The 25,530-nt window shown below is 72.3% G+C and carries 18 protein-coding genes; 10 read left to right on the plus strand and 8 right to left on the minus strand.

Going from position 1 to position 25,530, the window contains the following annotated elements; all coding sequences use genetic code 11:
* The first annotated feature begins 10 nt into the window (after nt 1–10).
* Genes AB5J73_RS40705 through AB5J73_RS40715 form a run of 3 tightly spaced genes read left to right on the plus strand, consistent with a single transcriptional unit; the run spans nt 11 to nt 3,512 of the window.
* Nucleotides 11–535: a PadR family transcriptional regulator gene (locus AB5J73_RS40705; RefSeq protein ID WP_370964333.1), complete on the plus strand. Its 525-nt coding sequence runs from the start codon at nt 11–13 to the stop codon at nt 533–535.
* Nucleotides 532–1,221: an ABC transporter ATP-binding protein gene (locus AB5J73_RS40710; protein WP_370964334.1), complete on the plus strand. Its 690-nt coding sequence runs from the start codon at nt 532–534 to the stop codon at nt 1,219–1,221. Before AB5J73_RS40705 ends, AB5J73_RS40710 begins: the two co-directional genes overlap by 4 nt.
* On the plus strand, nt 1,221–3,512 hold the full coding sequence (locus tag AB5J73_RS40715; protein ID WP_370973475.1) for an FtsX-like permease family protein: 2,292 nt from the start codon (nt 1,221–1,223) through the stop codon (nt 3,510–3,512). Before AB5J73_RS40710 ends, AB5J73_RS40715 begins: the two co-directional genes overlap by 1 nt.
* A 39-nt stretch (nt 3,513–3,551) precedes the next feature.
* Here AB5J73_RS40715 and AB5J73_RS40720 read toward each other — a convergent pair whose 3' ends face one another.
* Nucleotides 3,552–4,454 (minus strand): NmrA family NAD(P)-binding protein, encoded by a 903-nt coding sequence (locus AB5J73_RS40720; protein ID WP_370964335.1) that lies wholly within the window; start codon nt 4,452–4,454, stop codon nt 3,552–3,554.
* Nucleotides 4,455–4,523: 69 nt separating this feature from the next.
* Here AB5J73_RS40720 and AB5J73_RS40725 point away from each other — a divergent pair, with 69 nt between their 5' ends.
* Nucleotides 4,524–5,156 carry a TetR/AcrR family transcriptional regulator gene (locus AB5J73_RS40725; RefSeq protein ID WP_370964336.1) on the plus strand — a complete coding sequence of 211 codons (633 nt, stop codon included), beginning with the start codon at nt 4,524–4,526 and terminating at the stop codon, nt 5,154–5,156.
* Nucleotides 5,157–5,373: 217 nt separating this feature from the next.
* On the opposite strand, the gene AB5J73_RS40730 is transcribed toward AB5J73_RS40725, so the two are convergent.
* Complete coding sequence (locus AB5J73_RS40730) at nt 5,374–6,957, minus strand: ABC transporter substrate-binding protein (protein ID WP_370964337.1); 1,584 nt, start codon at nt 6,955–6,957, stop codon at nt 5,374–5,376.
* Nucleotides 6,958–6,980: 23 nt separating this feature from the next.
* Nucleotides 6,981–8,885 carry a hypothetical protein gene (locus AB5J73_RS40735; protein ID WP_370964338.1) on the minus strand — a complete coding sequence of 635 codons (1,905 nt, stop codon included), beginning with the start codon at nt 8,883–8,885 and terminating at the stop codon, nt 6,981–6,983.
* A 399-nt stretch (nt 8,886–9,284) separates the two neighbouring features.
* On the opposite strand from AB5J73_RS40735, the gene AB5J73_RS40740 reads away from it, so the two are divergent.
* Complete coding sequence (locus tag AB5J73_RS40740; RefSeq protein WP_370973477.1) at nt 9,285–10,604, plus strand: glycoside hydrolase family 6 protein; 1,320 nt, start codon at nt 9,285–9,287, stop codon at nt 10,602–10,604.
* Nucleotides 10,605–10,686: 82 nt separating this feature from the next.
* Here AB5J73_RS40740 and AB5J73_RS40745 read toward each other — a convergent pair whose 3' ends face one another.
* Complete coding sequence (locus AB5J73_RS40745; RefSeq protein WP_370973479.1) at nt 10,687–12,180, minus strand: tannase/feruloyl esterase family alpha/beta hydrolase; 1,494 nt, start codon at nt 12,178–12,180, stop codon at nt 10,687–10,689.
* Nucleotides 12,181–12,350: 170 nt separating this feature from the next.
* The gene (locus AB5J73_RS40750; protein WP_370964339.1) at nt 12,351–13,739 is read right to left on the minus strand and encodes an MFS transporter; all 1,389 of its coding nucleotides are present in this window, start codon (nt 13,737–13,739) and stop codon (nt 12,351–12,353) included.
* Nucleotides 13,740–13,882: 143 nt separating this feature from the next.
* Here AB5J73_RS40750 and AB5J73_RS40755 point away from each other — a divergent pair, with 143 nt between their 5' ends.
* Nucleotides 13,883–15,589 carry a helix-turn-helix domain-containing protein gene (locus tag AB5J73_RS40755; protein WP_370964340.1) on the plus strand — a complete coding sequence of 569 codons (1,707 nt, stop codon included), beginning with the start codon at nt 13,883–13,885 and terminating at the stop codon, nt 15,587–15,589.
* Nucleotides 15,590–15,595: 6 nt separating this feature from the next.
* On the opposite strand, the gene AB5J73_RS40760 is transcribed toward AB5J73_RS40755, so the two are convergent.
* Nucleotides 15,596–17,209, minus strand: a complete 1,614-nt coding sequence (locus tag AB5J73_RS40760; protein WP_370973481.1) for a long-chain fatty acid--CoA ligase — start codon at nt 17,207–17,209, stop codon at nt 15,596–15,598.
* Between the two features lie 343 nt (nt 17,210–17,552).
* Here AB5J73_RS40760 and AB5J73_RS40765 point away from each other — a divergent pair, with 343 nt between their 5' ends.
* The 4 genes from AB5J73_RS40765 to AB5J73_RS40780 are packed head-to-tail and all read left to right on the plus strand — an operon-like array spanning nt 17,553 to nt 22,616.
* A complete protein-coding gene (locus AB5J73_RS40765; protein WP_370964341.1) occupies nt 17,553–18,914 on the plus strand; it encodes an ABC transporter substrate-binding protein in 1,362 nt (453 codons plus the stop codon).
* Nucleotides 18,911–19,819 carry a carbohydrate ABC transporter permease gene (locus AB5J73_RS40770; RefSeq protein WP_370964342.1) on the plus strand — a complete coding sequence of 303 codons (909 nt, stop codon included), beginning with the start codon at nt 18,911–18,913 and terminating at the stop codon, nt 19,817–19,819. Before AB5J73_RS40765 ends, AB5J73_RS40770 begins: the two co-directional genes overlap by 4 nt.
* A complete protein-coding gene (locus AB5J73_RS40775) occupies nt 19,809–20,690 on the plus strand; it encodes a carbohydrate ABC transporter permease (protein WP_370964343.1) in 882 nt (293 codons plus the stop codon). The genes AB5J73_RS40770 and AB5J73_RS40775 overlap by 11 nt, the downstream gene beginning before the upstream one ends.
* 3 nt (nt 20,691–20,693) lie before the next feature.
* Nucleotides 20,694–22,616: a hypothetical protein gene (locus AB5J73_RS40780; RefSeq protein WP_370964344.1), complete on the plus strand. Its 1,923-nt coding sequence runs from the start codon at nt 20,694–20,696 to the stop codon at nt 22,614–22,616.
* Nucleotides 22,617–22,628: 12 nt separating this feature from the next.
* Here AB5J73_RS40780 and AB5J73_RS40785 read toward each other — a convergent pair whose 3' ends face one another.
* A complete protein-coding gene (locus AB5J73_RS40785; protein WP_370964345.1) occupies nt 22,629–24,035 on the minus strand; it encodes an endo-1,4-beta-xylanase in 1,407 nt (468 codons plus the stop codon).
* 28 nt (nt 24,036–24,063) lie between these two features.
* Complete coding sequence (locus AB5J73_RS40790) at nt 24,064–25,530, minus strand: arabinofuranosidase catalytic domain-containing protein (RefSeq protein WP_370964346.1); 1,467 nt, start codon at nt 25,528–25,530, stop codon at nt 24,064–24,066.

Consider the following 25,530-nt stretch of genomic DNA (forward strand, 5'->3'; position numbering starts at 1 on the left):
GGACGAGAGCATGTCGGTTCCCCACACCCTGCTCGCGTTGCTCGAACCCGGGCCGCGGCACGGCTACGACCTGAAACGGGCGTACGACGAGCAGTTCGGGCAGGATCGCCCGCTCGCCTACGGCCAGGTCTATTCGACGCTGTCCCGGCTGCTGCGCAACGGCATGGTCGAGGTGGCCGGCGTCGAGAGCGGCGAGGGGCCGGAGCGGAAGCGCTACACGATCACCGACGCGGGGGTCACCGACGTCGAGACGTGGCTGCGCACGCCGGAAAACCCGCAGCCGTACCTGCAGAACACCCTCTACACGAAGGTGGTGCTCGCGCTGCTGTCCGGGCGCAGCGCCACCGACGTGCTCGACGTCCAGCGCGCCGAGCACCTGCAGGCGATGCGCGCGCTCACCAAGCGCAAGAACGGGGGCGACCTCGCCGATCAGCTGATCTGCGACCACGCCCTCTTCCACCTCGAGGCGGACCTGCGGTGGCTGGAGCTCACCGCCGCGCGCCTCGGCGAACTCGAGAAGGCGGTGCGCGCATGACCGGGCCGGGAACACCGTTGCTCGTCGGCAACGGGCTGCACAAGTCGTTCGGCCCGACGCGGGCACTCGACGGGGCGGCGCTGTCCGTCTCGGCGGGGGAAGTGCTCGCGATCATGGGCGCGTCCGGTTCGGGCAAGTCGACGCTGCTGCACTGCCTCGCCGGCATCGTCCGGCCGGACGCGGGGACCATCGGCTACGCCGGCGCCGACCTCGTCGGGATGGACGACCGGAGCCGGAGCGCGTTGCGGCGCACCGAGTTCGGCTTCGTGTTCCAGTTCGGGCAGCTCATCCCCGAGCTGTCCTGCCTCGAAAACGTCGCGTTCCCGCTGCGGCTGACCGGGTCCAAGCGGAAGCAGGCCGAGGCCAAGGCGACCGAATGGCTCACCCGGCTGGAAGTCGACGATCTGGCGAAGCGCCGGCCCGGGGACGTGTCCGGCGGGCAGGCGCAGCGCGTGGCGGTGGCGCGGGCGCTGGTGACCGGGCCGAAGGTGGTCTTCGCGGACGAGCCGACCGGCGCGCTCGACTCGCTCAACGGCGAGAAGGTCATGCAGCTGCTCACCGAAGCCGCGCGGGAAACGCACGCCGCCGTGGTGCTGGTGACCCACGAACCGCGGGTCGCGGCCTACTCGGACCGCGAGGTCGTGGTCCGGGACGGGCGCACGGTCGACCGGGAGCTGGTCGCGTGATGCGGGATCTGGCGCTGGGCCTCCGGCTGGCCGTCGGGGGCGGCCGGATGTCCGGCGCGGCGCTGCTGCGCCTGGCGATGACCGCGTTCGGGATCGCGCTCGCGGTCGCCGTGCTGCTGCCCGCGGCCGCGGTGCACCACCTGGCCGACGCGCAAGCCGCCCGCGCGGCGGCGATCAAGCCGGTCACCGAGCCGCGCGCGGGCGTCGCCCCGCTGCTGACCTACAGCTGGTACCCGTCGGTCGGCGAGGACTTCGTCAAGCTCACCGCGGTCGCGGCGACCGGGCCGGGTTCGCCGGTGCCGCCGGGCATCGGCCACCTGCCCGCACCGGGCGAGCTGGTCGTGTCGCCGGAGCTCGCCGCGAAGCTGGCATCGCCCGGCGGCGAGTCGATGCGGGCCCAGCTGCCGGGGCACGTCGTCGGCCAGTTGTCGCGGGACGGCGTGGCCGACGCCGGGGACCTGAGCGCGTACTACGGGGTGCCCGCCGCGCAGATCCGGGCCGAAGGCGACCGGGGCGCCACCGTCTACGCGTTCGGCCGGCCCTACACCGGGCTCGGGGTGCCGGCGGTCATGCTGACCATCATCCTGCCGATCGCCGCGGTGCTGCTGCTGCCGTTGCTGATCTTCGTGACCACCGCGTCGCGGATGGGCGCGGCGCAGCGGGAACGCCGGCTCGCCGCGCTGCGGCTGCTCGGCCTGGACTCACGGCAGGTCAAGCGGGTCGCGGCGGCCGAATCACTGGTCGGAGCGGGGATCGGGCTCGCGGCCGGCGTCGGGTTCTTCGCCGTGCTGCGCACGTTCGTCGCCGACATCCTGCCGTTCGGGCTGCGGATCTTCCCGGAGGACTTCGTCCCGGCCTGGCCGCTGGTCGTGGTGATCGTGCTGCTGGTGCCCGGGCTCGCCGTCGGCTCGGCGATGTTCGGGCTGCGCCGCACGATCGTGGAACCGCTCGGCGTGGTCCGCCAGGGCAAGCCGGCGCGGCGGCGGATGTGGTGGCGCTGGGTGCTCACCGCGCTCGGCGCGCTGTTCCTGGCCGCGAGCCTGGCCTTCGACCGCGGGAACGGCGACACGGCCGGCGCGCTGGCCCTCGCGGTGGGCAGCGTGTTCCTGCTGGTGGGCGTCGCGGTCCTGCTGCCGTGGCTGGTCGAGCGGCTCGTGGAGCGGCTGCACGGCGGACCGCCGTCGTGGCAGCTCGCGATCCGGCGGCTGCAGCTGGACAGCGGAACCGCCAGCCGCGTCGTGTGCGGCCTGGTCGTCGTGCTGGCCGGCACGATCCTGATCCAGGGCGTGGTCACCTCGCTCACCGGCGGCATCCGGCAGCCGACCCCGCCGGCCGGCGCGGCCGCAGCTCCGGTGCGGGTGCAGACGACCGCCGCGCACGAGGCGGAGGTCGTCCGGCTGGCGGCGTCGGCGGCCGGGGTGACCGGGACGCACCCGGCCCGGACCATCCTGGTCGAGTCCGGGCCGGAGCGGACCTACGGCGTGGTCGGCGACTGCGTCGCGCTCGAGGTGGCAGCGGACGTCGGCGGCTGCGCCGACGGCGACGCGTTCTACGTCGTACCCGCGCGGGGCGCCACCGCCCCGGCCGGCAAGGTGCGGTTGCGAAGCTCGTTCCACGACAGCGAAGTGATCGGTCCTGAGTGGACAGTGCCGAGCACCCTCAAGGTCGTGCGGTCGGGCGACACGGCGCGAGCCGCGGAGGGCCAGCTGCTGCTCACCCCGGGCGCGCTCGGCGGGCTCGCGCTGCCGGAGTCGTCGGTCGCGGTCTACGTGTCGGGCACCGGCGACCCGCGGGCGCTGAACGACAACGTCGCGAGGGCGGTCAACTCGCTCGCCTGGAACGCCACGGTGAGCAAGAGCGACTACCTCGACGACTTCGCCGCCCGCGACCAGCGGATGGTGGAGAGCTTCCGCTCGGTGCTGATCACGGCGTCGCTGTTCGTGCTCGCGGTGGCGGCGATGAGCTTGCTGGTGCTGTCGATCGAGCAGATCAGCGAGCGGCGGCGGCCCCTCGCGGCGCTGTCCGCGGCCGGGGTACCGATCGGCGTGCTGGCCCGCGGATCGCTGTGGCAGACGGCGATCCCGGTGGTGATCGGCGTGGTGCTGGCGGTCGCGGCGGGCCTCGGGCTGACGGCGCCGATCCTGCGGCTGGCGGACCGCGAGATGATCATCGACGTCCCGGTGCTGCTCGCGCTGGCAGGCACGACGGTGGCGGCGGTGTTGCTGGTGACCGCGTTGACGTTGCCGTTGCTGCGCCAGGTGACCCGGTTGGACACGCTGCGTTCGGAATGACCACGGCCCCCGGCCACGGCGCAGGCCGGCTCCGCGACGTCAAGCTCCTGGTTCATCCCCTACGGAGAGAGCGGCCACGGCCGGCTTGACCGCTTCCACGGCGAATTCGCGGAACGAAGTGGGCGTGGTGTTCTCGGCGGTGCGCGGCGTGCCGCTGGTGATGCCGCGCTCACCGGCGAGGTCCATGTCCACCATGGACTGCGCCATCGCCTCGGAGACGCCGCGGTCGACGAGGAACCGCTTGACAGCAGCGCGTTCTCCGACCTGGTACCGGACAGGCCTGCCGAGCACGTCGCCGAGGATCTCGGCGATGTCGTGGTACGAAAGGTCTTCACCGCCGAGGACCTCGACGGACTCCTGCCCGGTCCAGGTGTGGTCGGCCAGGTACCGGGCGGCGAGCGCCGCGATGTCCTTCGTCGCGATCCACGGCATCCTGAAATCGGCCGGGAGGGTGCCCGGGATGGTTCCGGTGCCGATCGCCGCCACCTGGCGCAGGACGTTGTCCATGAAGGTCGGCAGCGCCAAGGCGCGCACGTGCGCGCCGGTGCTGCGGAACAGGTCCTCCATCGCGTGCGACGCGGAGATGTGCCCGGCGTAGATCTGCGACCCGCGCCCCAGCGAGGAAACGACCACGACCCGCGGGACCGCGTGGCGCACCACCGCGTCGGCTCCCGGGATCGAGGCGGTCACGTAGGCCTCGTACGGACTGTTCGCGGTCGCGGCCGCCGGCATCAGCCAGAACAACGCATCGGTGCCCGCGAGCGCCTGGTCCAGGACGTCGCGATCGCGGTGCGAGCCGACGACGATCTCGGCTCGCTCTCGCACCGCGGCAGGCAGCTTGCCCGGGTCCCGGACGACGAGGCGGACCGGCTCGCTCCGCCGCAGCAGCGCGTCGACGAGCTTGCTGCCGATCTGCCCGGTGGGGGCGGTGACCACGATCATGGATGATGACTCCGTTCGGCGAGGACCAGAAGTAAACTACACTGTACCGTATATTTTGAGGTGGACGCCATGGCCCGACGCGGCGAAGCGCTGCGCGAGCACATCCTCGACACGGCGAAGCTCGCGTTCCTGGACGACGGCTTCGAGCGGACCTCCATGGACGCGATCGCGGCGCGCGCGGAGACGTCGAAGCGTTCCCTGTACGCGCACTTCCCGACCAAGGACGCGCTGTTCCTCGCGGTCGTCGAACGCATCCGCGCCCTGTTCGGCGACCGGATGGGCACGCCCGCCGACTACGCGGAGCAGCCGGTGGAGGCGGCCGTGCGGTACTGCGGGCGCTTCGTGCAGCTGCTGGGCTGGTCCTCGGTCGGGAAGGTGCTCCGCCTCGGCATCGGCGAGGCGGACCGGCTGCCGGAACTGGCGGCCGGGCTCTTCGACGTCCTCTTCGGCGTCACCACCGGCAACCTGGCGGCACACCTGGTGACCGCGTCGGGACTCGCGGCCGACGAAGCCGAGGCCGTGGCGGACGAGCTGATCGGCCTCGCCGTCCACCCGCTGCTCCCCCGGGTGCTGTTCGGCGTCGATCCGCTCACCGACGAGCTCCCGGACCCGGCCCGGCTGGCGGCCGACGTCGACCTCGCCCGGATCCGGCGGCTCTTCCGGCTCCTCGTGCCACCGCCGGCACCAGGGGCCGCTCGGTAGCCTCGGCACGGCCCTGCACCGGTTTCGAGACAGAACGCTTCGTCCGCCGTACGTTCCGCAGCCGGCAGGACGCGGGCTGGCGGTCCCTGCTCGCGCAGCGGTGAGCACGTCCCGGCCGCCGAGGAAATGGCGTTGCCCGCGGATGACCTCACACCCGGGCGATCCGGCGACGCGGCAGCCGGCTCGAGCACCTCGTGAAGCCGGCCGAGCGCGTCCCTCAGCAGTTCGGCGGGACCCCCGGCCGGACGAGGACGGTCGGGGTCCGCGCCGCCTGGTCGCCCGCCGCCGGGCGGAGCGGGCACACCCGGACCACCGGCGGGCCCGCGTCGGCGCGGTTGCCGCTGTTGTCGAACGTGATCGGTCCGCCGGCCCCCACCACCGCCTGGCCGCTCGAGGAGAACCCGCTGATCGCGGTGTTGACCTGGCTGCGCTGCACCGGTTTCGCCGACGGAAGCGTCCGCAGCGCCGCCGAAACCGTCGTCACGGCGTCGTAGCCGTTGACCGCCCAGCCGTCGTCGAGGTGGGCCGCGTCGAAGCCGGCGCCGGTGAAGGCCGCTTCGAGGTCGCGGAACCCGGGGTTGTCGCCGCGGAAGCGGTCGGCGCCGGACACGAGCGTCGACACCAGCCGGATCCGGCCGTCGGCGAAGCTCGGCGATCGCAGCGCGCGCAGGCGGAGGTCCTCCAGCATCGCGGTGTCTTCCGGGGAGCGGACGCGGAGGCCGTCGGAAGTGCTGACGACGGTGACCGACGTGGCCGCGCACCGCCCGCCGAGGAACGCTTCGTCCAGGCTGAAGAGGAACCGGGCGAGGTCGCTGCCGCGCGCGATGTAAAGCACCTCGACGTCCTTCGCCGTTCCGCAGACCCGCTGGGCGGTCAACGGGACCGTGCTCGCTTCGTCGGCGTCGAACTTGACTTCGGTGATCTTGCCGCCGAAGCGGCGTTGCATCACGGGCAGCGCGGTGCACGGGTACGGGTCGGACCCGCCGGTGGGCACCATGATGAAGTCCGGCCGGCCGGGCAGCACCGCGGCGAGCTGCTCGATCTGCACGGCGTTCCGGTAGGCGACGCGGTAGAAGTAGTCCCGCCCGACGCCACGGGGGTAGGTGATGTCCGGGTCGCACGCGCGGAAGTCGGGCTGGTCGTCGCGGGACCCGTTCTGGTCGAACCCTTCGGCGGTGATCAGGTCGGCCACCATGGGGATCTTCGCCCCGGCCAGCAGGTCCGCCACCTCGGCCGATTTCTGCTGGCTCAGCCCCAGCCCGGCGACCGCCACGACGGCCGGATCGTCGGCCAGCTCCCGGGCCACCTCGACGGCCTCGTTGTCCGGCCCGTACGCGCCGACGTTCGCGACCACCAGCCGCATCGGGTGCAGGCACCCGGTGTCGTTGGCGTGCCGCTGCCCGGCGGCCATCCCTTCGAGCTCGTGCAGCGCGCGGCCGCCGGCGTTGCGGTCGGTCAGCGTCAGCAGGACGCCGACGGTCACCGCGGTGCCCTGGGGGTCGCACTTGTCCGCGGCGGCGCCGTTCTGCTGCTCGATCACGTGCAGCGCGGCGGCGAAGCGGTCGAGCCCGTAGTCGTACGAGCCGTCGCTGAGCCCGACGCACTCGCCGGCCGCCGACCACGCGGAGCCGTCGAACCAGCCGCAGGTGAACGCACGCCGCAGCGGCTGCTGGAAGACGAGGCCACCCGCGACCACGAGGGCGACGACGAGCGCGACGGCCACCCGCCACCAGTCCGTCCGGCGGTGCGGGAAGTCGCGGTCGGGATCGGGGAGCAGAATCCAGCGGTAGCGCGAGGCCACGGTCGGTCCTTTCGGGACAGGGGTCAGTACCAGCTGCCGTCGGCCGAGTAGCGGCCGGCCCGGTCGAGGAACGGCTCTTTGTCCGCCACCCCTTCGGTTTCGGCGAGCTGCAGGAAGCCGTGGGAGGCGAGCTTCCGCAGGGCCGCGATGTCTTCCGGGCGCGTCACGCACGGGTCGCGCTCCAGCGCGGGCACGATGCCGAACAGCGCGTCGGTGTGGCCCGCCGGCGTCGGCGGCCGGCCGAGGCCCTTCAGCTCCGCCAGGTCGGTCACCCGGGGGTCGGGCGTGAGGACGACGGCGTCGAACAGCTCCAGCCACTGCGCGGCCGGCAGTTCGGGCAGCAGAGCGGCCAGCTCCTCGGCGACTTTCGCGCGGCCGCCGAGCATCCGCTCGTGGTGCCACCGCCCCGCCCGGTCGTCGGGGTGGAGTTTTCCCCGCAGGGTCCGGAAGACACCTTCCCAGCCGGTCTGCGGGTCCGGGCGCACCGCCAGCGCCCGCAGGCCGAGGTAGCGGGCCAGCGGGTGGAGCCGGCGTTCGCCGTCGCCGCCGGGAGCAGCCCACAACGTCGGCGAGGTGTAGAGCGGCGAGCCGAGGCCGAAGGGCGGTGGCAGCAGGGGAACAAGTGCCCCGGCCTCCTGCCAGGTCCGGGCGGCCGACAGCGTGATCAGCGCCTCGACCGAGGCCTCGTCCGCCCTCCGCTGCGGATCGAGGCCGCGGACGAAGATCCGCAGCAGGTGCCGGTCGACCCGGACGTCTTCGTCGGGTTCACCGCCGGCCAGGAGCGCGCCGAGGTCATCCGCCAGCCCGGGGTTGTCCCCCAGCAGGCGCAGCACGAACTCGGTGGCGAAAGCGTGGCCGTGGGTGAGCCGGGCGGCCACGGTTCCGGTGCGCTCCGACGTCACCCAGTCGTGGCTGCGAGCCAGCTGCAGCACCTCCGCGGGCGTGAGGTCGGCCACCTCGACCCGCGCTCGCGGCCCGGCCACCGGCCCGGTCCCCGGCCACGGGGTGGCGCCGGCCGCGGCCGGTCCCGCGCTGGTCGTGACCACGGCCAGCGGATCGGGCAGCCGGTTCTGCGGGGTCGGCCGGCTGTCGGCGATCGCCTGGCGCACGCGCAGCAGCGAGCGGACGAACGTCACCGCCGACGGGACGTCGCCGTCGTCCAGCAGCAGGAGCATCTGCGGCACCCGCCCGCGAACGCGGGCGTGGCTGCGGCGCAGGTCCGCGAGGAACGCGGCGACCAGGACGTCGTCCACGCCGCGCCGGACGACCGGGTCCGCGCTCTTCGCCCGGGCACCGAGCTGGATCAGCGTCGCCTCGGCGTCGTTGGTGAAGTCCTGGTCCTGGTGCCCGAACCAGTCCACGGCGTCGCCCCAGGAAAACCGCGTCAGGCCGCGCCAGCGGTGCAGCCGGTTCAGCGCGCTCTCGGCGACTTCGGCCGCCAGCTTCGGAACCAGGTCGGACAAGCCCGGTACCTGGACGTGCACCAGCGCGAAAGAATCGTGCGCCAGCGCTTTCAGGAAACGGTCGAGCGCGGGCTTGCGCTTGTAGTCGTTGAGCCGTTCCCGCAACCGGGTGCGCTGATCGCCCGCGGGCAGCCCGGCGAAATCCGCGCTGAGGGCGAGCTGCGCGACCACAGAGCGCGGGAATGCCACCGGATAACCCGAAACCCCGACGCCCAGCCCGAGCATGACCGACGTCAGCAACGGCCGCAACGAGGTCCGGTCGCCGTCCAGCACCAGCGGCTGGACCAGCACGGACGCGGTGCGTTTCCGCCACGTCCGCGACGTCTCCTCGAGGATCGCGGTCCGCCCGGATCCGCCGCAGCCCGTCAGGACGACGACCGGCCGTGGGCCACCGGAATCGTGTTCGCCCCGCGGTTCGACCAGGCCGCCGATCAGCTCCAGAACCGATGCCCGGCCCACGAACATGTATCCCCCCAGTTGCCCTTCGCCGCTCCCCTGCGAAGACCGGCACCTTATCGTTTCCGATTCGGCGGGAAAACCGCGGAAAGTCACAAAATGCCGAAGGTCAGCCGAACGCCTCGACAATGACCCGAATGCCGCAGCGTGCCGCACGCGGAGTAACCGGTTCTGCCGGATGGACGCACGCGGCTCACGCCCGTCCGGGAGGTCGAAGCTGCTTCGGGTCCAAACAGGACGTGCTCGTCGCGCGCACGGTCGCCGTCCTCGACCGGGACGCCCCTTCCCCCAACCCGCATCCGCGGCTACCATTCCGGATCACTGGGAGCGCTCCCAGTCGTCTCGGGCGCGGCGAGGACGGAACACTTCACGGTCGTTCGAAGGAGAACGTGCATGCGAAGCAAAACCGTGGCCGCCGGTGCGGTCGCCGCCTTGGCGGTGAGCAGCGTCGTCGCCCTGACGACGTGGGCCGGCGCCGAAGCCGCCGGATCGGCCTTCTACGTCGACCCCGGGACCAACGCCGCCAAGTGGGTCGCCGCCAACTCCGGCGACTCGCGCGCCGCCGTGATCCGGGACCGGATCGCCGCCGTGCCCCAGGCGAGGTGGTTCACCACCACCAACACCTCGGCCGTGCGCGGTGAGGTGGACGCCTACACCGGGGCCGCGGCCGCCGCCGGGAAGATCCCCATCCTGGTCGTCTACGACATCCCCAACCGCGACTGCGGCGGCGCGAGCGGTGGCGGCGCGCCGTCCCACGACGCCTACCGGGCGTGGATCGACCAGGTCGCGGCCGGCCTGGCCGGCCGGCCCGCCGCCATCGTGCTCGAACCCGACGTGCTCGCGCTCATGACCAACTGCCAGAGCGGCGACCAGCAGAGCCAGACGACCGCGTCGATCGCGTACGCCGGCAAACGGCTCAAGGCCGGTTCCTCGCAGGCGAAGGTGTACTTCGACATCGGGCACTCCGCCTGGCTGTCCCCCGGTGACGCCGCCACCCGGCTGCGCGCCGCCGACATCTCGAACAGCGCCGACGGCATCGCCACCAACGTGTCCAACTACCGCGCGACCGGTGACGAAGTCGCCTACGACAAGGCGGTCCTCGGCCAGCTCGGCGACTCGCGGCTGAAGGCCGTGGTCGACACGAGCCGCAACGGCAACGGGCCGCAGGGCAGCGAGTGGTGCGACCCCGCCGGGCGCGCGATCGGCACGCCGAGCACCGACCAGACCGGCGACAGCGCCATCGCCGCGTTCCTCTGGGTCAAGCCGCCGGGCGAGGCCGACGGCTGCATCGCCACGGCCGGCCAGTTCGTGCCGCAGCGGGCCTACGACCTCGCCGTCGCGGCCGGCCCGGTCCCGACCACCACCCCCACGACACCCACCGGCACCACCACGCCGACCAGCACGACCCCGCAGCCCTCCGGTGGCTGCAAGGTCACGCACCGCGTGGTCAGCACCTGGTCGACCGGCTACACCGGCGAAGTGGTCGTCGAGAACCGCGGAACGCCGGTCGACCACTGGACGCTCACCTTCGCCGCCCCCGGGGTGACCGTCACCCAGGGCTGGAACGGCACCTGGACCGACACCGGCGACGTCGTGAAGGTCGACAACGCGGCCTGGAACGGCAGTCTCGGCACGGGCGCCACGGTCACGATCGGCTACAACGCGAACTACACCGGCAGCGCACCGCCCTTCCAGTCGGCGACCCTCAACGGGGCCTCCTGCTCCTGAACACCGAGGGCCGGCACGCCGAGCGGCTCCGGAAGCTTCCTTCCGGAGCCGCTCGGTGCGGTCGGTCCGGCCGACCGGCGCGTCACCGGGCGCAGGCGAAGCTCGACGCGTCGGCCGGGTCACCCGCGCGGTAGGCGGGCCAGGCCGGGTACGCGCAGAGGGGCCGGGTGCGGGCGTGGGCGAGGTCGGCCACCACCGGGTTCGCGGGCGGCGCCCCGCTGTCCACCCAGCGCTCGAGCGCGGACAGCGAGTCCCAGCCGGCGGCGAAGGCCGGAGTGCCGAAGTTCGCGTGGTTCGCACCGGGCACGACGTAGTAGCGCAGGAAGGCGTCGGTGGTCCGGGGACCGGCCACGGCCCGCACCCGCTCGTAGTAGTCGCTCGTCGAGTACGGGGAGACCAGCTCGTCCGCGGCGCCGTGCAAGAGGATCAGCTTGCCGCCGGCCCGGGCGAACGGCCGGAGGTCGGCGTCGTTGCGGTCCTGGATCGTGGACAGGGCGCTGATCCGGGCGAGCCACTCGCCGGGGTGCCGGGGGTCCACGTCGAGCGGGCCGGACCGCGGGTCCCGGGTCAGGAAGTACTTCACCCACTGGTCCCAGTACTGCATCCCGTAGCCGCTCGTGACCGGCATGGGGTCGGCGGGCGCGGTCGTGCCGAACCCGAGGAACGGGGTGCGCATGTCCGCGCCCGAGAGGAACGGGAAGCCGGGGTACGCGGTTTCGCCGCTGGCGACCCGGTACGGCCACCTGAACGGGGACGACATCGCGGTCACGGCGCCGATCTGGAGATCCGACAGGCAGGCCGGCCCGCTGTCGGCCCCTCCCGGGCACCGCAGCACGCGCGGGTCGAAGCGGCAGGCGGCCGGGTGCGAGACGATCCCGTCCCGCACGCCGTCCGAACCGTCGCACGCGGCCACGACGCTGGTGTAGAGGAGCGTTTGCTTCTCCGGGCCCGGGAACGCGCCCGGCCGCGCCAGGATCTGCGTCAGGTAACCGAGGTCGAGGACCTCGGCGAGGTTGTTCCAGGCGGGGAAGGCGGAAATCACCCCGTCGAACGCCGCCGGCCACCGCTGCGCGACGACGAGCGCCTCCCGGCCGCCGGTCGAGCCGCCGGCGAACAGGACTTCGGCCGGCTTCGCCGCGTACCCGTGCCGGATGAGGAACAGGCTCGCGTCGAGGGTCTTCTTGAGGGCGTCACCGGCGGCGAAGTTCCGCAACGCCTCGTCGTTGACGCCGAACGACCCGTCCAGCGACGGCGGGGCGGCCGGGTTCTGCTGGTGGCCCGAGTCGCTCGCGAACGTCGCGTAGCCCCGGGCCAGCGGGACCGGCTGGTCCGCGGGACCGAACGGCACGTTCGCCGTCAGGTCCGGGATGGTGCCGTCGTAGCCGCCACCGCCGAACATCAGCGCCTTGCGGTTCCAGCCGTCCGGCAGGTCGGCGCGCATCTTGATGGCGGGCGCGGCCGGGTCGACCGGGAAGAGGTCGGCGTCGACCTGGCAGAACCGGACGGTCCGGCCGCCGGCCACCGCGGTCTTGTCCGCCGCCGCGGTGACCCGGCCGCCGGTGGTCGGCAGGCTCATGGCCGACGCCGGGATCGCCAGCCCCGCCAGTTCCGCGCACGACGGCGTCGTCGATGCGGTCGCGGCGGCCGGGCCGGCCGCCGCGGCCGATGCCAGTACCACCACCAGCGCCGGTACGGTGAGCCGCCGGGTTTTCGTGACCGGTGTTCGCTTCACTCTGTCCTCGTCTCTCAGCGGTAGAGCTGCGCGCCCGGGACGGCGTGGGGGTCGGCCCGGACTTCGGCGGTGTTCGTCTCCGGCAGGAACCACGCGCTGGCGAAGGTGATCAGCCCCATCAGCGTGATGTAGGCGGCGACCGGCACGGTGCTCCCGGTCTTGGCGATCAGCGCGGTCATGAGGAACGGCGTGCCGCCGCTGACGATGATCGCGGAAAGCTGGTAGGCCAGCGACGCGCCCGAGTAGCGCACGTTGGGCGCGAAGAGCTCGCCGAGGAAGCTCGCGATCGGGCCGTAGGTGATGCACTGGAACGCGAAGCCGACGGCCACCGCGACGAAGATCAGCGGCAGCGAAGCGGTGTCGACGAGCCCGAAGTACGGGAACGCCCAGCCGGCGACCCCCAGCCCGCCGATCAGGATCAGCGGGCGCCGCCCCACCTTGTCCGAGAGGTGGCCGGACCAGGGGATGGCCACGAGCATCGCGACGGAGCTGATCAGCACGACCGTGAGCAGCGAGTCGCGCTGGAGCTTGAGCGTGCCGGTGCCGTAGCTCAGCAGCCCGGAAATGCTGACGTAGAACAGGCTGTTGGTGGCGGAGAGCAGCCCGCAGCCGAGCAGGATGGTGCCCCACTTGCTGCGCAGCACCTGGGCCAGCGGGGCCCGGACCACCGCGGCCTCCGGCTTGGCCACCTCCTGCTGCAGCCGGCGGAACTCCGGGGTGTCCTCGACCTTGGCGTGGATGTAGAGCACCACCGAGAACATCACGACGCTGAGCAGGAAGGGGATCCGCCAGCCCCAGCTGAGGAAGGCCGCGTCCGGCATCAGCCCGCTGGCCGCAACGAAGATCAGGTTCGAGAGGATCACGGCGACCGGAACGCTGGTCTGGCCGAAGGTTCCGGCGAAGCCCCGCCGTTTGGGACCGGCGGACTCGGTGAGCAGCAGCACGATGCCGCCCCACTGGCCACCGGTCGCGAGCCCCTGCACGAACCGCAGCACGACCAGCAGGGTCGGCGCCAGCGCGCCGACGGCCGACGCGGTGGGCAGGCAGCCGATCAGGAAGGTCGCGGCCCCCATGACCGCCAGGCAAGCGACGACGACCGGCTTGCGCCCGTACTTGTCCCCGAGGTGCCCGGCGAGCACGCCACCGATCGGCCGCGCCACGAAGCCCGCCCAGAACGTGCTGAAGGCGAGCAGGGTGCCCGTCAGCGCCGAGGAGTGCGGGAAGAACACCTTGGGGAACACCAGCGCGGCCGCGGTGCCGTAGAGGAAGAAGTCGTACCACTCGATCGAGCTGCCGATGAGCCCGGCCGCCAGCAGCTTGCGGAAGGCCCGGCGCCGGGTCGGGGACGAGCCGGTGTCGACCGCGCCGGGCTGTCCTTCGGGCTGGGTGAGCGGAATGGCCATGGACGCCGCCTTCGTTGGTGAGCGAGCCAGGTGATGGCGGTCATGTTAGGTCGCCGATACGCTCAGAATGAGGGGTGGATCATCCACTGCTGTCCCCGGACCAGTGGGTCTTTCGCCCACTCGCCGGCGATGAGGAGGGCACTGTGGCCAGCGAAGCGGAAGCGGGTTCGCTCGTGCGCCGGCAGCGTGAGCTGGCGTCGTTGTACGCCACCGTCAAGTCGCTGACGGCGCTGGGCGAGCTGGACGAGGTCCTCCAGTCGATCGTCCACCACGCGCACGACCTGATCGGCACGGACTTCACCTACCTCTCCCTGGTCGGCGCGGACGGCAGGCTGTCGGCCAAGGCGTCGGAGGGCACGGTCTCCCCCAGCTTCCTCGCCGCGGCCATCCCGGCCGGCGTGGGACTCGGCGGCAAGGTGCTGGCCTCGCGCAGCCCGCACTGGGTCCGCGACTACGCGGGCTCGACGCGCATCGAGCACGACCCGGACTTCGACCACCTCGTCACCGCCGAGAAGCTCGTGGCGCTGCTCGGGGTGCCGCTGGTGATCCGGGGCGAGGCGATCGGGGCGCTGTTCGCGGCCGACCGCTCCGAACGCGCTTTCCAGGCCGACGAAATCGCGCTCCTCAACGCGTTCGCCGACCACGCCGCGGTCGCCATCGACAACGCCCGCCTCTACGAAGCGAGCCGGACCGCGCTGCGGGAGGTGCGGGTCGCCTACCGGAAGATCGAACGGGCGCAGGCGATCCACGAAGCGCTGACCGGCGTGGTCCTGGGCGGCGGCAGCCCGGGCGAGGTCGCGCAGCTCCTCGCCGAGCAGCTGGGCGGGACCGTCACGCTCCTCGACCGGGCGCACGAAGCCGACTCGGCGGGCGCCGTCGAGGAAGCGCGGCGCTCGGGCCGCTGCGCGGTCGTGCCCGGCGCCGGCGGCACGACCTTGAGCGTGGCCGCGATCCAGGCGGGCGACAGCTACCTCGGGGCCCTGGCGTGGCGCCGGACCGCCGCGGACGGCGTCCCGGACGACACCGACCTGCGGACCCTGGAACGGGCCACGCACATCCTGGGGCTGCTCATCCTCAAGGAGCGGGCCGTGGCCGAGGCGAGCGAACGGCTGAGCGGGGAACTGCTGACCGAGCTGCTGGTCGGCGGGCCCGGGATCAGCCCGGCCCAGCGCGCCCGCACCCGCGCCCGCGGCATCGACGCCGACCGGCTGGACCTGGTGCTCGTCGCGGACTCCCCCGCCCTGCCGGCGAGCGATCTTTCGCGCCACCTGCACGACATCGCCCGTGAGCGCGGCGGCCTGGCCGGCGAGCACCTGGGCCGGGCCACGATGATCCTGCCCGGCGCCGACGCCGACCAGGCGGTCTCAGAAGTCCACAGTGGACTGCGCCGCGTGCTCGGCGGCCCCGTCATCGTCGTCGGCGAGCGGGCCGCCGACCACGACTGGGCCCGGGCCTTCTCCCTTGCCGGCCGCTGCGGCGCGGTGGTGCGCGCGATCGGGCACACCGATCTCGGCGCCACCACGCACCGCTTTTCGTTGTACGCCATGCTCTTCGACGCGGACCGGGCCGGCGAGCTCGACCGGTTCCTCGCCGGCTCGATCGGCGCGCTCCTGGAGTACGACCGGCACCGGGGCACCGACCTCGTCGGCACCCTCGGCGCCTTCTACCGCCACCGCGCCAACGTCGCGGCGACCGCCCGGGCGCTGCACCTGCACGTCAACACGCTGCTCAAGCGGCTGGACCGGGCGAGCACCGTCCTCGGCCTCGACTGGCGCACCGGCAACGACCTGGAGCTGCAGCTGGGACTGCGGCTGCACCAGCTCCGGCCGATCGCCACCGCCCCGGCGTGACGCGGCTCAGGCGATCCGCGCCGAATCGCGCAGGGCGAGCTTCGAGAGCTTGCCGGTGCCCGTCTTGGGCAGGGCGGCCAGGAAGACGAACTCGTCGGGCAGCCACCACTTGGCGACCATCGGCGCGATGTGCCGCAGGAGCTCCTCCGCCGTGGCGGTACTGCCGGCGCGCAGCGCGACGTACGCGACCGGGCGTTCCACCCACCGCGGGTCCGGGCGGGCGACCACCGCGACTTCGACGACGTCGGGGTGGGAGGCGATGGCGCCCTCCAGCTCCACCGAGGAGATCCACTCGCCGCCGGACTTGATCAGGTCCTTGATCCGGTCCACGAGCCGCAGGTAGCCGTCGGCGTCGATGGTCGCCAGGTCACCGGTGCGCAGCCAGCCGTCACGGGTGAAGCTTTCCCCGGCGGGCACCCGGAAGTACCCGCCCGCGACCCAGGGCCCGGCCACCTGCAGCTCGCCGACGGCCCGCCCGTCACGCGGCAGCTCCCGGCCGGTCTCGACGTCGACGATCCGCACGTTCACCAGCGGGAGCGGCTGGCCCTGGGCGGCGCGCACGGCGACCCGGTCGGCCTCGGGCGCGTCCCGGTGCTGGGTGCGCGTCCCGCCGATCACCCCGACGGGACTGATCTCCGTCATCCCCCAGGAATGGGTGATGGGCACGCCGACGGCGGCGCGGTAGGTCTCGGACAGCGCCGCGGGCACGGCGGAGCCGCCGCCGAGCAGGAACCGCGTGGCGCTCAGGTCGTGGGCACCCAGTCCGGGGGCCAGGCTCGTCCACACCGTGGGCACGGCGCCGGCGACCGTCACCCGCTCGGTTTCCATCAGCCGCAGCAGGTGCGCGGGCTCCGCCGACGATCCGGGCAGGACCAGGGAGGCGCCCGCCATCATCGCGCCGTAGGGCAGGCCCCAGGCGTTGGCGTGGAACATCGGCACGATCGGGAGCACGACGTCGCTCTCGCACAGGCCGACGAGACCGGCCGCGAGGGTCCCCAGGCAGTGCAGGACCGTGGACCGGTGGCTGTACAGCACGCCTTTGGGCGGCCCGGTCGTGCCCGAGGTGTAGCACAGCCCGGCGGCCAGGTTCTCGTCCGCGAGCGCGAAGGTGTCCTCGAACGAGCCCGTGAACGGCTCGGCCCCGGCGATCAGCTCGTCGTAGTCCAGGACGCGCGGATCCGCCGGGATCGCGGTGCCGGTGCCGTCCGGCAGCACCACCCAGTACCGCACCGAAGGCAGCCGGCCGGCGCTCGGCCAGATCCGCGGGAGCAGCCCGCGGTCGACGAAGACGACGTCGTCCTCGGCGTGGTTCACGATGTACTCGAGGTGCTCCGCGGAGAGCCGGATGTTGATCGAGTGCAGCACCCGCTTGGTGACCGGCGCGCCGAGGTAGACCTCCAGGTGGCGCCGGCTGTTGCCGGCGAACGTGCCGACCCGGGCACCGGCCGGGACACCGAGGGCGGCCAGTGCGGTGGCCAGGCGCCGGGCGTTGCCGCACACGTCGGCGTAGGTCAGCCGCTCGGTGCCGGCCGTGACGACGGTCTTGTGCGCGAAGAGCCGCTCGGCACGCTCCAGGATGTGGGCGATGGTGAGCGGCCGGGGCTGCATCAGCCCGTCCAGGGCACCGCTCGCCACCGGCACCTCGGAGCCTCCCGCGTCGGGAAATCGATCAGGCATGCGAGCCACGATAAGTTCGGCTCCGACCGGGAAGTGAGGTCGGAACCTTCCACTCGTCGGCCCGCTTCGGCGGCGGTTACCCACACCCCGGCGGCCGGGCCGTCGGCCCACACAATTGCCGATGTGTACGACTTATTTTGCCGCGTCCGGCCTCTTGACGGAACCCGGTCTTCCAGCTGTGATTAAACACTGCAGCGACCGCTCGCGAAATGTGTCAGACACATAGGCCAGGTTTGCTGCCTCGTCAGGTGTGACCTGTGGGTGCCACGATGAAGTGGAGTTCCTCATGACAGTTCGGGTGCGCGCCACCGGAGCCGGCCGCTCGTCCGGGCGCCGCGGGCGGTACGCGGGGCTGGCCGCCGGCGTCGCGGCCGTCCTCGCCGCGGTCACGGCGTGCGGGAACGGCGGGAGCGGGGCCCAGGGCGGGTTCGAGCCCGTACCGCAGACCGGCGGGAAGATCACCGTCTGGGTCGACTCGACACGGCTGCCCGCGGCCCAGCTCTACCAGCAGCAGCACCCCGCGGTGCAGCTGGAAATCGTCACTTACGACGGGGACGCCAACGGCTCGAACTACCTGCAGACCAAGGTGAGCCTGTTCAACCGCACCCGCAGCGGCTGGCCGGACGTGGTGTTCAGCTCGCAGAACAACGAGGCCACCTGGGCGGTGCCGGCCGGGTTCACGGCCCCGCTGGACAAGGGCCGGATCCCGGCCGCCACCCTGAGCGGCTGGAGCGCCGGCGCCAACGATCCCTGCACGGTCGACGGCACGCTCTACTGCCTGCGCAACGACCTCGCCCCGACCGTCCTCTGGTACAACGCGCCGCTGATGTCGTCGTGGGGTTACCAGGTGCCCAAGACCTGGGAGGAGTACCAGGCGCTGGGGCAGCGCGTCGCCACCGAGCACCCGGGCTACCTGGTGGGCACCGCGGGCGACAACTTCACCCCGGAGATCTACCTCTGGGCCGGCAAGTGCGGTGCCAACGAGATCACCGGCCCGAAGTCGGTCAAGGTCACCACGACCAGCCCGGCCTGCACCCGGATGGCGGCGCTGCTCGACACGCTCGTCCGGAACCGCACGATGGCCACCAGCAGCGTGTTCAGCTCCGACTTCGCCAAGAACGCCGCGGACAAGATCCTCCTGCTGCCCGGCCCGTCGTGGTTCGGCGGCTCGGTGTTCCAGGAGTCGTTCAAGACCCCGGCGGGGCAGATCGCCGCCGCGCCGCTGCCGCAGTGGGCCGCCGACCCGGCGCCCTCGGTCGGCAACGTCGGCGGTGGCACCTGGCTGCTGTCCGCGCACAGCGCCAACCTCAAGGACGCCACCGACTTCCTCACCTGGGTGACCACTTCGGACGAGTACCAGGGCGAGGTCTCGCCGGGGTACCCCGCCTACGCGCCGGTCGTCAAGACCTGGCTGGCGAAGCAGTCTTCGAGCAAGTACTACGCCGGCGACATCGCGGGCCCGCTGCGCGGGGCCGCGTCGCAGGTGTGGCCGGGCTGGGGCTACGGGCAGTTCAGCCAGGAGGCGATCTGGGCGGCGACCGTGACCCCGGGTCTGACCGCGGGCCGGACGATCGTCTCGATGCTGCCCGACTGGCAGGCCGCGATCACGGACCACGCGCGGTCCACCGGCTACGAGGTCGGCCCGTGACCACGGCTCCCCGGCCGGCCGGCACCCCTTCGCGGCGGCGGGGGTTCTGGCCGGGCCGGGCCGGGCACCTGTTCGTCGCCGCCTACGTCGTCCTGCTGATCGCCTTCGGCGTCATCCCCACCGGGTACGCGGTGTACTTCGCCTTCACCGACGCCGGAGACACCTTCGCCGGTTTCTCGAACTTCGCCGAAGCCGCCACCGACTTCCGGTACTACGGCGCCGTCGGGCACGTGGCGCTCTACCTGGTGTGCTGGCTGGTTTCCCTGGTGGTGTTCGTCGTCGGGCTGGCGTTGCTGCTGCACCGCCTGACCTGGAGCGGGGCCGGCAAAGCCGTGCGGTTCCTCTACTACATCCCGGGCGCGCTGGCCGGGGCCGCGAGCGTGCTGGTGTGGCTGTTCATGCTGGACCCGTCGGTGAGCCCGGTGAGCGCGCTGCTGCGCGTGGCCGGGTTCGGCACCTTCGGCCAGGTCGTCGCGCCGGGCCACCTCCCGGTCCTGTTCACGATCATCGCGTTCTGGACCGGGGCGGGCGGCTGGATCGTGGTGGTGTACGGCGCGCTGAACAACATCTCCCCCGAGCTGCTGGAGGCGGCCCGGATCGACGGCGCGGGCGCGTGGCAGACGGCCTGGCGCATCCAGATCCCGTTGCTGCGCAAGTGGATCGTCTACATGGTCATCCTGGCGTTCGCCGGCGGGACCCAGCTCTTCGTCGAGCCGCAGCTGCTGTCGCAGGCGAGTGTCGGCGTGGCGGGCCGCGACTACTCGCTCAACCAGCTCTCCTACGACTTCGCCTTCCAGAACGACAACGTGAACACCGCCGCGGCGATCTCGGTGGAGCTGCTGGTGGTCGGGCTGGTCGTCGCCGGCGTGTTCGTCGCGCGGTCGGGGTTCTTCGATGCCGATTGACGCCCGCCGCGCCCGGCGGCTGCCGAACCCGCTGCCGGCCCTGGTGCTCGGGCTGTTCCTGGTCTTCTTCGTGCTCCCCGTGGGGTGGCTCGTGCTCGCGGCCACGAAGACCGACGACCAGCTCGTGCACGGCGATCCCCTGTCCTTCGGCTCGTGGCACGCGCTGGCGGGCAACTGGACCGCGCTCACCTCCTTCCAGGACAACGCGATCTTCCGCTGGCTGGGCAACTCCGCGCTGTACTCGTTCGTCGCGCTCGCGATCACGTTGTGCGTGGCGATCCCGGCCGGCTACGCCCTCGCGATGACCGAGTTCCGCGGCCGGCGCACGCTGCTGGTCGCGACGCTGGTCGTGATGCTGATGCCGAACGCGACCCTCGTCGTGCCGTTGTTCCTCGAGGTGAACGCGGTGCGCCTGATCGGGTCGATGTGGTCGGTCGTCCTGCCCTACTCGTTCTACCCGTTCGGCGTGTACCTGACCTACATCTACTTCGGCACCGCGGTCCCCCGGGACCTGATCGCGGCGGCGCAGCTCGACGGCTGCTCGTCGTTCGGCGTGTTCCGCCACGTCGCCCTGCCGCTGGCCACGCCGATCGTCGCGCTCGTCGGCTTCTTCAGCTTCGTGGCCAACTGGACCAACTACTTCCTGCCCTACGTCCTGCTGCCGGAGAGCGACCAGTTCCCGGTCCAGGTGGGCCTGGGCACGCTGCTGAACTCGGTCCCCCAGTTCAACCCGACGGCCGGCACGGCGGCGGTGCACCGGCCGGAACTGGCGCTGGCCACCCTGCTGGCGATCACGCCGGTCCTCGTCGTTTTCCTTTTCTCCCAGCGGTTCCTGGTCGCCGGGATGCTGGCCGGCGCGACCAAGGAGTAGCCGATGCACCCCGCCATCACGGCTTCGGTCCCCCTGCTCGAACCACCGGGCTGGGCGATCGCCGAGCGCGAGCTGTTCGCCCTGCTCGACCGGGCGTGGCGCCGGTTCGCCCGCGACTTCACCGGCCCGGACGGGCGGCTGGCCTACGCCGGCGGGCTCACCACCCGCGACGGCGTCGACGACTTCTACGAAACCTTCTTCAACTGGCCCCAGCTCTACCTGCTCGGCGGCGCCGCCGACCTGCTCGCCGAGTCGGAGCGGCACTGGGCGGGCGTCACCCGGCAGCTGACCGCACTCGGCATGCTGCACGACGGGTACGAACGCGGCTACGACTGGTTCCACCAGGGCGAAAGCCTGCTCCTGCTGTACTTCCTGTGCATGGCCGCGCCCGAGCGGTGGCGGGCGCGCGCGCTGCGGTTCGCCGAGCTCTACGTCGACCCCGCCCACGGCAACTACGACCCCGTGCACCGCATCATCCGCCGGCCCCACAACGGCAGCGACCCGGCGCGGGAAGGCCTCTTCGACGGGGACTCGTACCCGTGGCTGCCCCGGGAAGCGGCGACGTACGGCTTCCCGCTGGAGTGGTTGCTGCCCCCGGACGCCGAGGAGCCGCCGCGGGAGCGCGACCCGCGGCTCGGCGAGCAGCTGCGGCGCCGGACGGGGACCGGCGACACGGCGGTCAACCTGGCCGCCGCCGGGCTCGTCTTCAACGCGTGGCTGCTGTCCGGCGAAGAGCGCTACCGCGACTGGCTCGCCGAATACGTCGGCGCCTGGCGGGACCGCGCGGCGGCCAACAACGGCATCCTGCCCGACAACGTCGCTCCCGACGGCACCGTGGGCGGCCTGCTCGACGGCCGCTGGTACGGCGGGCACTACGGCTGGTCCTGGCCGCACGGCTGGTACAGCGTCGGGCACGCCGCCGTCGTCGCCGCGCTGTCGGCCGCGCTTGCCACCGGCGACGACACCTTCACCGACCTGGTGCGCCCGGCGCTGGACGAACTCCTCGCCCACGCCAAGGTGCTGGCCTTCACCGAGGCGGACTCCAGCCTCGCCACCAAGTGGACCGTGCAGCTGCGGGAGGACGTCGACACCCCGACGCTGCACGTGCCCTACCGCCACGACGACCGGGGCTGGTTCGACTACAACCCGATGCTGATGGGTGTCCCGGTCGCGCTGTGGCACCACACGGCCGCGCCGGACGACCGCGCCCGCCTCGAACGGCTGCGCGCGGCCGGCGGCCACGACTGGCGGACCGTGCGGCCGTTCCGCAGCAAGGAGGAGGCCGGGCACGAAGAGCCGTGGCTCGCCTACCTCGCCGGGGACAACCCGGACTACCCGGAGCGGATCCTGGCCGCCGCCCAGGCCCAGGTGCGGCACCGGCTGGCCCGCATGGAGCGCCACCGCGGCCAGGCCGTGGCCGAAGCCGACATCCACCTGTGGCAGCAGTCCAACCCGGTGGTCACCGAGGCGCTGGTCCAGCTCACTTGGGGCGGTCCGCAGGTGGTCTACAACGGCGGGCTGCAGCAGGCCCGCGTCCGGTACTACGACGCGGAGGCGCGGCGCCCCGGCCTGCCCGGGTCGGTGGCGGCGCTGGTGTCCGGCATCGACCCCGAGGCGACCGTGGTCGAGCTGGTCAACCTCGACCCGGAGCTGCCCCGGTCGGTGCTCGTCCAGGCCGGGGCGTTCGCCGAACACCACATCCGCGCCGTCGCCTACAGCGTGTGCGACGACCCGTCCTGGATCGGCGGCCTCTACGACTACGGCCACCGCGAACCGGTCGTGACGACGGCGTCGCTCGACCTCGACGGTCCGTGGCTCCGGGTGGACCTGCCCCGCTCCACCCGGATCCACCTGACCCTGCGGCTCGTCCTGCGGGCCCGTACGCCGTCGTACGCGACCCCGTTCGACGAGCACGACGCGAGGTGATTCCGCGGGCCGTCAGGCCGCCGGGCCGGTCCACTGCTGGTTCGCCCCGCCGTTGCAGGTCCAGACGATCACGGCGGTTCCGTTGGCGGTCGCCGCGCCGGTCACGTCCAGGCACAGACCCGATTGCCCGTTCGTGATGGTGCCGTTGGCGTTCGACGTCCACTTCTGGCCGCTCCCGCCGGTGCAGTTCGCGATCACCGCGGCGGTGCCCGCGGCCGTGCCGCCGCCGGCGGTGTCCAGGCAGCGCTGCGAATCACCCGGATAGACGGTCAACCCCCCGGCGCCGGTCCGGGTCCACTGCTGGTTGGCCCCGCTGTGGCAGTCCCAGATCTGCAGCGAAGTGCCGGCGGTGGTCGACGAGCCCGGCACGTCCAGGCAGCGGTTCGCGGCCACCGCACGCAGCGCGGCGTCACCTCCGCCGCCACCGCTGTTCAGCACGTCGAGGACCGCGGTGTAGGCCTGCTTCTTGCCGTAGTTGCCGTCGAACAGCAGCGGCGTGTCGCCCGAGCGCCACGAGTACTTGTCCGTGACGCCCCAGACGGTGATGCCGGTGCAGCGGGCCACCGCCTTGCACGCCTGCGTGACCTGCCGGTACACGTTCGCCTGGCCGGACCCCGAACCGCCGACGTCCAGCTCGGTGATCTGCACGTCGACCCCGAGGTCGGCGAAGCGCTGCAGGTTCGCCTGGTAGCTGCTCAGGTTGGCGGTCGAGCCGAGGTGGCTCTGGAAGCCCACGCAATCGATCGGCACGCCACGGCTCTTGAAGTCCCGGACCATGGTGTAGATCCCGGTGCTCTTCGCGTTGACGCCGTCGGTGTTGTAGTCGTTGTAGCAGAGCTTGGCGTTCGGGTCGGCCGTGCGGGCGGCGCGGAACGCCTCCTCGATGTAGCCGTCACCGAGCTTCTGCTGGAACACCGACTGCCGGCGCGTGCCGTTCTCCTCGAACGCCTCGTTGACGACGTCCCACGCGTAGAGCTGGCCCTTCCAGTGGCCGGCCACCTGGCTGATGTGGTTCTGCATCGCCGACCGCAGGTTGCCCGCGTCCAGGCCGCTCACCCACCCGGCGAGCTGCCCGTGCCACACCAGCGTGTGCCCGCGGATCTTCATGCCCTTGCTCCGGCCTTGGCTGACGATCTGCTCGCCCGGGCCGAAGTTGAACTGGTTGCGGTTCGGCTCGACGGTGGCCCACTTCATCTCGTTTTCCGGCGTGACGCCGTTGTGCTCCGCCGCCCAAGTGTTCACGTAGGCCGCTTCGCCGAGGTGGCTCGTGGAGATCGCGGCGCCGAAGTACCGGCCGCTCTGCGCCGCCGCGGCGCCGAGCGTGCTCGCCGCGCCGGCGGTGCCGGGGACCAGCACCAGGGAAACCGCCGTGAGGCCGGCGGCGAGTGCGGCTCGCCACCGGGTCGGACTGGTGATCATCACAACCTCGTTCCTTCGTCGAAGGCGACTACCCGAGCGTCCACTGCTGGTTGCTGCCGCCGTTGCAGGTCCACAGCTCGACCAGCGCGCCGTTGGCCGTCGACGCGCTCGTCACGTCCAGGCACAACCCGGACTGCGCACCGGTGACCGTGCCGTTGGAGTTGACGGTCCACTGCTGGTTGGCCCCGCCGTTGCAGGACCAGGTCACCACCTTCGTGCCGGCGCTCGTCCCGTTGCCCGAGGCGTCCAGGCAGAGCGTCTGCCCGCCGACGGTGGCCGTCAGCTGGTTCGACGACGTGCGGGTCCAGCTCTGGTTCGCCTGGCCGCTGCAGCTGTAGATCTGGAGCTGGGTGCCGGGGGTGGTGGTGGATCCGGGGACGTCGAGGCACTTGCCGGCGCCGACCGCGTGCAGCGGCCCGGTGGTGGTACCGCTGCCGCCGGTGCCGTACCCGGCCGCGGTGATGTTGGCCTGCACGGCGTTTTCGGTGGCGTCGGACGGATAGCCCGAAGTCATCACGCCTTCGTAGAAGGTGCCCGCGGAGCCGATGCTGTTGTCGCCCCCGGTGCCGAGGATGATGGCGCCTTCCTTGCGCATCGGGTTGTACCCGGACACGTTGGGGCGGGGACCGTCGTAGAAGGTCGACAGGCCGCCGGACTGCGCGTTGCCGCCGCGGATGGCCCAGCGGTTGGGCCCGCCCTTGATGATCGCGGTCAGGTAGCGGTGGCTGATGGTGGGGTCGTTGGCGTTGTAGCGCTGGTTGACGCCGGAGAACAGGCCGTTCTCGAGGTCGGCCATGATCCACGGGCCGTTCCCGGCGCCGTAGCCCCAGACCTTGATGTTGCCGAAGTAGATGGCCTCCATCGTGCCGTTGCCGTTGTCCCGGCTGTTGCGCTCGGCGTTGCCGTAGTCGAAGCAGCAGCCGCCGTTGTAGTGCGTGCCGTCGAAGATCGCGTACATACCCTCCGGCTGGTCGCCGGTCGCGGTGCCGGTGGCGTTGTTGTTGCGGTACCCGGTGCCGGGCGCCACGAACACGCCGTACGCCTTCTGCCCGCCGACGGTGATCGGGGCGGCCGCCGCGTTGGCGAGGTTGTCGTACCCGCCGGCGGCCGGCCCCTGGAACCCGCCCGGTGGAGCTTGCGTGAGGTGGTTGCCGCGGCCGGACTGGTCGTAGATGACGGTGATCAGGCAGGTCGTCCCGACGCAGAAAGAATCCTGCGTCGCGGCGTTCGCGACACCGCCCGCGCTCAGCGGGCCGATGTCCCGCGTCGCGTTGTCTGACGCTCGCCGGACCTGGTACAGAGCCCCGCTGTACGCGCCGTACAGCGCCCGGGTGGTGGAATGCGCGGCCACGCACGGCGTGCCGCCGGCGGCGTAGAGGTCACACGGGCCCTGCGTGGCGGCCTGCGCCGGTACCGCCGGGCCGGACAGCGCCCCCGCGGCGAGCACCACCGCGGCTCCCGCGGTCTGAAGTGGTCTTCTCCATCGTGCTTTCAT

Source organism: Amycolatopsis sp. cg9 (assembly GCF_041346945.1).
GTDB lineage: Bacteria > Actinomycetota > Actinomycetes > Mycobacteriales > Pseudonocardiaceae > Amycolatopsis.

What these genes read in the sequence shown, in the direction of transcription:
- AB5J73_RS40705 (WP_370964333.1), top strand. Translation starts at nt 11, where the DNA reads ATGTCGGTTCCCCACACCCTGCTCGCGTTGCTCGAACCCGGGCCGCGG.
- AB5J73_RS40710 (WP_370964334.1), top strand. Translation starts at nt 532, where the DNA reads ATGACCGGGCCGGGAACACCGTTGCTCGTCGGCAACGGGCTGCACAAG.
- AB5J73_RS40715 (WP_370973475.1), top strand. Translation starts at nt 1,221, where the DNA reads ATGCGGGATCTGGCGCTGGGCCTCCGGCTGGCCGTCGGGGGCGGCCGG.
- AB5J73_RS40720 (WP_370964335.1), bottom strand. Translation starts at nt 4,454, where the DNA reads ATGATCGTGGTCACCGCCCCCACCGGGCAGATCGGCAGCAAGCTCGTC.
- AB5J73_RS40725 (WP_370964336.1), top strand. Translation starts at nt 4,524, where the DNA reads ATGGCCCGACGCGGCGAAGCGCTGCGCGAGCACATCCTCGACACGGCG.
- AB5J73_RS40735 (WP_370964338.1), bottom strand. Translation starts at nt 8,885, where the DNA reads ATGTTCGTGGGCCGGGCATCGGTTCTGGAGCTGATCGGCGGCCTGGTC.
- AB5J73_RS40745 (WP_370973479.1), bottom strand. Translation starts at nt 12,180, where the DNA reads ATGAGCCTGCCGACCACCGGCGGCCGGGTCACCGCGGCGGCGGACAAG.
- AB5J73_RS40750 (WP_370964339.1), bottom strand. Translation starts at nt 13,739, where the DNA reads ATGGCCATTCCGCTCACCCAGCCCGAAGGACAGCCCGGCGCGGTCGAC.
- AB5J73_RS40765 (WP_370964341.1), top strand. Translation starts at nt 17,553, where the DNA reads ATGACAGTTCGGGTGCGCGCCACCGGAGCCGGCCGCTCGTCCGGGCGC.
- AB5J73_RS40775 (WP_370964343.1), top strand. Translation starts at nt 19,809, where the DNA reads ATGCCGATTGACGCCCGCCGCGCCCGGCGGCTGCCGAACCCGCTGCCG.
- AB5J73_RS40780 (WP_370964344.1), top strand. Translation starts at nt 20,694, where the DNA reads ATGCACCCCGCCATCACGGCTTCGGTCCCCCTGCTCGAACCACCGGGC.
- AB5J73_RS40785 (WP_370964345.1), bottom strand. Translation starts at nt 24,035, where the DNA reads ATGATCACCAGTCCGACCCGGTGGCGAGCCGCACTCGCCGCCGGCCTC.
- AB5J73_RS40790 (WP_370964346.1), bottom strand. Translation starts at nt 25,530, where the DNA reads ATGAAAGCACGATGGAGAAGACCACTTCAGACCGCGGGAGCCGCGGTG.